Here is an 8,129-nt window from a genome sequence, read left to right on the forward strand (position 1 = left end):
ATCCGGCTCATACAGCAACGAGCCTACGGCTTCCACGACCCCTTCGCACTGATAGCGCTCGCCCAGCTCACGCTCTCCGGACTCTGCCCCCCGCTACCCGGAAGAGGTCGGGCGTGACCCACACATGTGTCACAAGATCCCGAAATGATCGATCCTGCCGTCCAAAGCCAGGTAGCGAGAATCTGGATACCGATACCGATGAGTTCGAATCGGCCACCGCTGACACCGGTGAGCCGAGGCCAGAGAAGCACTCCGAGCCCGGCGAATCCGACCGTCAGGCCCAGGTAGCCCCTCCAGGTGGGACGGTCCATGCCGGGCACGACCGATTCCGCGGTCGCGATCCACAGCGGCAGCAGCGCGACGATGAGTGCAGCGAGGCTGCTGGGGATGCGTTCCTCGGCCAGGAAGGTCCCGTACTGCCCGCCGACGAGCAGGAAGATGCCAACAACCACGATGGTGCGCATGTCGCGCTTTGACACCTTCAGCGAACGGCCGCGCCACTTGGCGAATGCGAGCATGAGAAGGCCGGCCGGCAACGAGCGCATCGCCATGAAGAGCGCTGGCGGCAGATCGGCCTGAAGGCCGATGCGGATGGCCAGATAGGTTGTGCTCCACACTACGTAGAGGGTCGCGAATGCCGCGATGAGTTTGGTCTTGTGAGACCAGTTCAATGGGTTGAGTGTCAACGCGTGACCTCACATGCGGCTATATGTGTGGCGGACTCGCCAAGGATAGCGCGGGACGGATTCTGGAGCGAGATGCGGGAGCGACGGGCCGTTGGCAACAGCCTCGCGTTTCGGACGCGCTACACTTACGCAATGCCGCGCTACAACTTCTCACGCCCAGCGCTATCGGTCGACATCGTCCTCGTGGCGGGGCCACCACACGCCCGCGAGGTCCTTCTAGTTCTGCGGCGATTCGATCCCTACTCCGGCGAGTGGGCTCTCCCCGGTGGCTTCGTCGAGGAGGGTGAGCGCCTGCGTGACGCGGTTCTTCGCGAACTTGCCGAGGAGACCGGTGTCGAGTGGGACGGTCCGATGCAGCAGGTAGCCGCCTACGGGGACCCAGGCCGGGACCCACGCGGATGGACCGTAAGCGTCGCGTGGGTCGCTGACGCCGGCGAGTCGCCTCCGTCGGCGGTCGGCGGCGACGACGCAGCCGAGGCTGCGTGGCATCGGCTGGATGACCTGCCCCGGCTGGCGTTCGATCACTCGGGGATGATCGTCGACGCGCTCTCCGTCCTTGGCATTGACGGGTCTTCGCCCGGTCACTAGAATGGCCGGACAAGTGAATAGCCGCCTGTGATGGGGAAGAGTACGCGGACCCAGTAGGACCACCAGAGAGCCGGGGTAGCTGAGAACCGGTGTCCGAAGAGCTGCGGAACATGGCCCCGGAGGCTTCCGGAGGAAACGCGAATAGCGGAGTAATGCCGGACGGTCGCCCCCGATACCTTGGGCTAGAGAGCATAGAACCCCTCGCGCAATGACCCTGCCCACCGCGAGCGAGCTACCACCGGTTCCGTGCTTGAGAGGTTCTCCACAGGAGAGCGAAGTCGGGTGGTACCGCGAGACGCACACGCTTCTCGCCCTGACACAACACACTGTTGTCGGGCGGGGGGCGTTTTCTATTGGAGGTGGAACGGATGAGCAAGAGCTGGGAAGAGATCAATGCGCGCATCGCGTCGGGTGAAGCCGTCGTGATGACCGCCGAGGAGTTCGCGGAGGTGGCGGCCTCCGACGGAGTCAAAGCGGCAGCGCGCAAGGTCGACGTCGTGACAACGGGGACGTTCGGGCCGATGTGCTCGAGTGGCGCCTTCCTCAACTTCGGTCACTCCGATCCGCCTATCAAGATGCAGACGATCACGCTCAACGACGTACCGGCGAGTGGCGGTCTGGCCGCGGTGGACACCTACCTCGGCGCGACCGAGCCCTCGCGTTCGAAGGGTATCGAGTACGGCGGCGCGCACGTGATCGAGGATCTCTTGCGCGGACGTGCCGTGCGGCTTCGCGCGACCGGACCCGGGACGGACTGCTACCCGCGTACCGAGATCGACACCTGGGTCACGCTCGAGGACCTGAATCAGGCGTACCTCTTCAACCCGCGCAACGCGTACCAGAACTACGCGGTGGCCGTGAATACGGGCGACCAGGCGCTCTACACCTACCTCGGCACTCTTCTGCCGAGGCTCGCCAACGCTACGTACTGCTCGGCCGGTGCGCTCTCGCCGCTACTGAACGATCCGACGTACCGAACGATCGGCGTGGGAAGTCGGATCTTCGTGGCCGGGGCGCCGGGGTATGTCGCCTGGGAAGGGACGCAGCACAACCCGAACCAGAACCGCGACGAGCACGGCGTGCCGACCGCACCGAGCGGGACGATCGCCGTGATAGCGGACTTGAAGGCGGCCTCGCCCGAGTTCTTCTCGGCGGCGACGTTCACAAAGTACGGTGTGAGCGCGTTCGTTGGCATCGGTATTCCGATACCGGTGCTTGACGAGGAGATAGCCGAGACGCTCGCCCTGACCGACGAGGACCTGACGGCGACCGTGTTCGACTACGCGGTGCAACACCGAAGCCGACCGTCGCTTGGGCAGGTCACCTACGCACAGCTTCGCACCGGCTCGATAGAGGTTGATGGCAAGCAAGTCCCGACCGGTCCGATCAGCTCGCTCCCGAAGGCGCGGGCCATCGCCGCCGAGCTCAAGAGATGGATAGCCGAGGAGTGCTTCCCGCTGGCTCCTCCGCTACAGCAGCTCCCACAGCCTGGAAGCCAGTCGTTCAAGCCGCTTGAGATCCGCTCCGAGGAGGCGATCTAGCCATGCCACGCAAGAGACTCGATCTGACTTTTCCGCCCCGGCAGTCGCTCAAGCCGGTCATCTACCACCTGGTGAAGGATTACGATCTCGTTCCCAATATCATCCGGGCGCAGATCCAGCCGGGACAGCAGGGCAGGATGCTTCTCGAGATCACCGGCCGCAAGGAAGACTTCACACAGGGCATCGGGTTCCTCGAGGACCAAGGGCTTACGGTGAGCGAGGCGGCGAGCGACATCTTCCTCGACGAGGAGGCGTGCGTGGTTTGCGGGCTCTGCACTGCGGTGTGCAAACCCGGTGCCCTGGCGCTCGACAAGGCCGCCAGCCTCGTGTTCGACAAGGACAAGTGCGTATATTGTGAGGCGTGCGTTGTGGTGTGCCCACGACGTGCTGTGACGCTTCGGTTCTAGCTAGAGAAGCCACGGAGAATCGGATGCCTGACATACTCAGAAGACTCGGTACAGAGGTGCTCGTGATCGATGGGGCGCTCGGTACGATACTGCACCGCTATGACCTTCCGTCTGGTCAATGCCCCGAACAGCTCAACGTAACAGCCCCTGAGATCCTGCGGGAGATCCACCACAACTACCGGCTGGCGGGTGCGGACTGCGTTACCACGAACTCGTTCGGGGGCACGCGTGCCAAGCTCGCCGAGCACGGGCTAGCGGACCGTGTTGAGGAACTCGCCCGGGCGGGCGTGCGTCTTGCGCGCGAGAGCGGTGCCCAGCACATCCTTGCGAACATGGGTCCTACCGGCCTCGTGCTAGAGCCGCTGGGCAGTGCCACGTTCGACGACCTGTTCGAGATGTTCGCCGAGCAGGCTGCGGCGTTGGCAGCCGAGAGCCCCGATGCCATCATCATCGAGACGATGACCGACATCGCCGAGGCCCGGTGTGCCGTTCTCGCAGCGCGCTCCGTTTGCGACCTGCCGGTCTTTGCTAGCTGCACTTTCGGGGCTTCGGGCCGCATGGATCTCTCCGGCACCGATCCTGCCACTGCGGCCGTCATCTTGGAGGCCGCCGGCGCCAGTGCCGTCGGGATGAACTGCGGCCTCGGACCGGAGCAGATGCTGCCGCTCGTCCAAGAGATGGCAGCGGCGACGTCGCTCCCGATCATCGTTCAGCCCAACGCGGGTCTGCCCCGACTCGAGAACGGGTCGACCGTCTTTCCCGGTACTGCTGAGGAGATGGGCCGTCACGCCGCGCTCTTCGTGGAGGCGGGAGCCTCGCTTGTTGGCTCGTGCTGCGGGTCGACACCTGAGTTCACCGGTTCGATCTTCGACTTCGCCAAGGAATTGCCGGTGCGGACGGGCCGCACCGGGTTGCCCGGAGTAGTGCTCGCGGGCCCGCGCGGTCACGTTCGCATCGGCGCGGGCGCGCCGCTGGCGGTCATTGGCGAACGCATCAATCCTACCGGCAAGCCGGAGCTTGCGGAGTCTTTGCGCGCGGGCTCGATGTCGGTGGTCAGGTCGTACGCGACTGAGCAGGCTGCGGCCGGGGCGGACGTTCTCGACGTGAACGTTGGCGCGGCTGGAGTCGATCAGGTGGCGCGGTTGCGCGAGGCTGTACGTGCGCTCGTGGGAACCTCCGATCTGCCGCTTGTACTGGACAACACGGACCCGACCACTCTCGAGCCGGCGTTGCGAGAGTATCCGGGTCGCGCGCTGGTGAACTCCGTCAACGGAGCCGACGAATCGCTCTCGCTGGTTCTTCCGCTTGCCGCGCGCTATGGGGCGGCCGTGATCGTGCTTGCGCTCGACGATTCGGGCATTCCTGAGACGGTCGAGGGCAGAATCGCGATCGTGGAGCGGGTACGACGGGCCGCTCACGCCGCAGGACTCACCGACTCGGACCTGCTGGTAGACGCTCTCGTCATGACCGCTGCGACAGATGCGGACGCGCCTCGCACTACCGTTGGGACGCTCGCAGCGGCGCATGACCTGGGGCTGGCGACAGTCCTTGGCGTGTCCAACGTGAGTCACGGCTTGCCCGACAGACCGGTGCTGAACGCCGCCTTCGTTGCCGCCGCCGCTGCGGCCGGACTGGACGCAGGCATCATCAATCCTGACGATCACGTTGTCATGGAGGCGGTGCGTGTTGCCGATTCCGCGCGGGCGGCGGGCGGCGGCGCCGATGCCTATGGAGACGTGTGGGCCGCATGGGACGCGGCCTACGATTCTGCCTTGGCCCGGGCACGGGGTGGAGCGACCACAGAGGGCGAGTCCGTCGGCGCGGCCGACGAGCGCCCGGTTGACGCGCACCTCGCAGCCGCGGTCGAGCGCGGAGACGCGGACGGGGCTCCGGCGCTGGTCGATGCGCTCATCGCGGCGGGAGCGGAGCCTGCCTCGGTGATCGCGGGTGTGCTGACTCCCGCTATCCAGCGACTCGGTGAGGCATTCGGTCGCGGTGAGGTCTTTCTACCGCAGCTCATGGTTGCCGCTGAGGCGATGAAGACAGCGGTTGCCCGCGTCAAGACGTATCTGCCTGAGGACGCATCGCACAGCGAGGGCCGCGTTGCCTTCGCGACGGTGAAAGGCGATATCCACTCGATCGGCAAGGACATCTGCATCTCGCTTCTGGAGAGCCAGGGCTTTGAAGTGAGTGACCTGGGCGTCGACGTGGCTCCCGAGAGGGTGCTCGACGCGGCTTCCTCGGCAGATGCTGTGTGTCTGTCCGCGCTCATGACCACCACTTTGCCTGCGATGGAGCGCACAGTCGCTCTCCTCACCGAGGAGTACCCGGGCGTTCCCGTGTTCGTGGGCGGAGCAGTCGTGACGGGTGACTGGGCCGAGGGCATCGGTGCAGGGTACTCGGACGACGCACCCGGATGCGTGCGTGTCGTGCGCGAAGCCGTCGCGCAACGGGGAGCGCGAACGCGATGATCATCACCAAGCCCCGGGACTGGGAACGCATCAAGCGCAACCTGACCGATATCGAAGCGCACTCCGTGTTCATCATGGGGTGTGGACAGTGTGCCAGCGTCGCTGGAACCGGAGATGCGAAGGCGATCTTGCAGGCCAAGACGCGCCTGGAGCAGGACGGGTTCGAGGTCACGGGTTGGGCTATCGGCGAGGTGGCGTGTCACCTCGGTGGGACCAAGCTCGAGGCTCGGAAGAACAAGGGCAGCATCGATCGCGCAGATGCCGTGCTCGTGCTCACATGCGGTGCCGGCGTGCAGACCGTCGCGGACTCCACCGACAAGCCCGTGTTCCCGGGACTGGATTCGATGTTCCTTGGCAATGTCATCAGACATGGCGTGTTCGAGGAGCGCTGCTCGATGTGCGGCGACTGCGTGCTCGATCAGACCGCCGGAATCTGCCCCGTCACCACATGCCCCAAGGGACTTCTCAACGGTCCTTGCGGTGGCATGTGGGAAGGCAAATGCGAGGTACAGACAGACCGCGAGTGTACGCACGTTCGCATACAGAGACGGCTCGCAGAGCAACACCGCGGCGGGGTGACGTTCGTGCCTGCCAAGGACTACTCGAAGCATTTGAAGCCGGGCTCGATCAACATGCGCGGCGACAAGGGGGCGCGCGGGAAGTCCCGTGATTCAGGCACCGAGGGCGCAGGCGGTCACGTAGGTGACGGTGATGAGTAGGCTTCGCGAGGCGCTTGAGCGAGGCGAGTTCGTCGTTACCGGCGAGATCGCACCCCCTGTCGGTACCGACATAACCGCCATGAAGGCTTCTGTCGAGGCCGTCGGGCCGTTCTGCCATGCGCTCAACGTCACGGACAACCAAGGCGCGGCGTTGCACATGTCTTCGCTCGGTGCGGCGCTTGCCTTGCTCGAGTGGGGTTTCGAGCCGGTGTTTCAGCAGACGTGTCGGGACCGCAACAGGCTTGCGCTGCAGTCTGACTTGTTGGCAGCCTCGATGCTCGGCATCGAGAACGTGTTGTGCATCACGGGTGACGATACGCGACACGGCGATCACCCCCAGTCCAAGGCGGTCTTCGACCTTGACTCGACGCAGCTCATCTCGGTCGCCACCAACATGAACCATGGGACTGACATGATGGGGAGGCCCTTGACGGGTGGGACGGATCTCTTCGTTGGAGCGGGCTTGTTCCCCGAAGTCGAGCCTTGGGACATCCAGCTCGGTCGCGCGATGCGGAAGGTGGAGGCCGGGGCGATGTTCTTCCAGTCACAGGCCATCTTCGATATCGAGAAGTTCGCACGCGCGGTTGAGGGCCTGCGTCCGACCGGCGTCAAGATCATCGCGGGCGTGCTGCTACTCAAGAGCCCGCGGATCGTGGACTTCATCAACGAGAAGCTTGCCGGGCTCATGGTGCCCGACGCGATCGCCGACCGCATCCGGTCGGCCGCCGATCCCTTTGCCGAGTCCGTCAGACTCGCGACCGAGCAGGTTCGAGGGCTGAGGGCCATCGCGGACGGCGTCCACATCATGCCGCTTGGCGCTGACGACGCGGTGGGCGATATCGTCTCAGGAGCCGGCCTGTCGTAGGGTCGATCATCCCTTGACGCGTCGGCCACACGTCCTCTCATACCCGCCGTCAGTCAGCGCGCCACGCCATTCATCACAAGCGACCCGTATCTCGCCATCTGCCGACAACGTTTGCATCAGCAGGCGGAGTGGGCTCGCGGTAGAGCCGACTGAGGTGCATTCGGGTTTCTTGAGGAGCTGGCGGATCTCATGTTTCGGTTCCAGCAGGCGTCACGTCCGGATTGTCTGGACTACGAGCAGATACGGCTGCTGTCGCTTAGAGCGGCCAAGTTCGACGCGCTGTCGGTGCTGTTTGGGCTCGATCTCGCTCACTACGTCGAGGCGATCGATGCGCTTCTGGAGGTCTGCCCGGGGGTGCCCTCATGCCCGGTCCGCTCCACAGGGGTGCTCGAGGCCGGTCGCGATGCATTGGCCTGGACCCGCAACGTCGGCAACGTCGGACCGATACACGCGGAGCACATCCGCTTGTTCGGCGGCGAGAACTCGAAGGACCCCATGCCGTGCGTGGCGTCTTGCGGTTCCATGTACCTGACCGGGGATCCTGTGGCTGTTGGCGTTCAGCTGGAGCGCTCGTACGCCGAAGCGGGATTCGCGCCCGTATGCCCTGATACCTGTCCCTCACATATCACGAACGAGCTTAGGTTCATCGCGCACCTTCTCTGGAGGGCATCCGCTGGCGATGCCACCGCGCTCGAAGGGGCTCGCCAGTTCCTAGCCTCGATATTTCACGAAGGTCGCCGAGCCGGTTCTGAAGTTCCGAATCGACCCTCCTGCCACGATATCGCATCTGTCTGAGCGTCGCTCACGTCACCCGTGGCCCTTCGCGAGCCCGGACGGGTCTTCCAGGGCCGT

The 8,129-nt window shown here is 64.8% G+C and carries 8 protein-coding genes and 1 pseudogene; 8 read left to right on the forward strand and 1 reads right to left on the reverse strand.

Annotated elements, in window-relative coordinates; translation table 11 throughout:
* On the forward strand, positions 1-117 hold a 117-nt coding region (locus tag Q8K99_02060), incomplete at its 5' end, for a hypothetical protein (GenBank protein MDP2181340.1).
* 137 nt (positions 118-254) lie between these two features.
* Here Q8K99_02060 and Q8K99_02065 read toward each other — a convergent pair.
* Positions 255-671 (reverse strand): annotated as a pseudogene (locus tag Q8K99_02065) (EamA family transporter).
* A gap of 87 nt (positions 672-758) precedes the next feature.
* On the opposite strand from Q8K99_02065, the gene Q8K99_02070 reads away from it, so the two are divergent.
* The 7 genes from Q8K99_02070 to Q8K99_02100 all read left to right on the forward strand — a co-directional run bounded on the left by Q8K99_02070 (position 759) and on the right by Q8K99_02100 (position 8,072).
* Entirely contained in the window at positions 759-1,274 is a 516-nt protein-coding gene (locus Q8K99_02070) for an NUDIX hydrolase (protein ID MDP2181341.1), read from the forward strand.
* A 368-nt stretch (positions 1,275-1,642) separates the two neighbouring features.
* On the forward strand, positions 1,643-2,815 hold the full coding sequence (locus tag Q8K99_02075) for a homocysteine biosynthesis protein (GenBank protein MDP2181342.1): 1,173 nt from the start codon (positions 1,643-1,645) through the stop codon (positions 2,813-2,815).
* Positions 2,816-2,817: 2 nt separating this feature from the next.
* Entirely contained in the window at positions 2,818-3,222 is a 405-nt protein-coding gene (locus Q8K99_02080) for an NIL domain-containing protein (GenBank protein MDP2181343.1), read from the forward strand.
* A 23-nt stretch (positions 3,223-3,245) separates the two neighbouring features.
* Entirely contained in the window at positions 3,246-5,693 is a 2,448-nt protein-coding gene (locus Q8K99_02085; protein MDP2181344.1) for a homocysteine S-methyltransferase family protein, read from the forward strand.
* Entirely contained in the window at positions 5,690-6,412 is a 723-nt protein-coding gene (locus Q8K99_02090) for a methylenetetrahydrofolate reductase C-terminal domain-containing protein (GenBank protein ID MDP2181345.1), read from the forward strand. Before Q8K99_02085 ends, Q8K99_02090 begins: the two co-directional genes overlap by 4 nt.
* The gene (locus Q8K99_02095; GenBank protein MDP2181346.1) at positions 6,405-7,277 is read left to right on the forward strand and encodes a methylenetetrahydrofolate reductase; all 873 of its coding nucleotides are present in this window, start codon (positions 6,405-6,407) and stop codon (positions 7,275-7,277) included. The genes Q8K99_02090 and Q8K99_02095 overlap by 8 nt, the downstream gene beginning before the upstream one ends.
* A gap of 189 nt (positions 7,278-7,466) precedes the next feature.
* Positions 7,467-8,072: a molecular chaperone TorD family protein gene (locus tag Q8K99_02100; GenBank protein ID MDP2181347.1), complete on the forward strand. Its 606-nt coding sequence runs from the start codon at positions 7,467-7,469 to the stop codon at positions 8,070-8,072.
* Positions 8,073-8,129 lie beyond the last annotated feature (57 nt).

This window comes from Actinomycetota bacterium, from assembly GCA_030682655.1.
Lineage (GTDB): Bacteria > Actinomycetota > Coriobacteriia > Anaerosomatales > JAUXNU01 > JAUXNU01.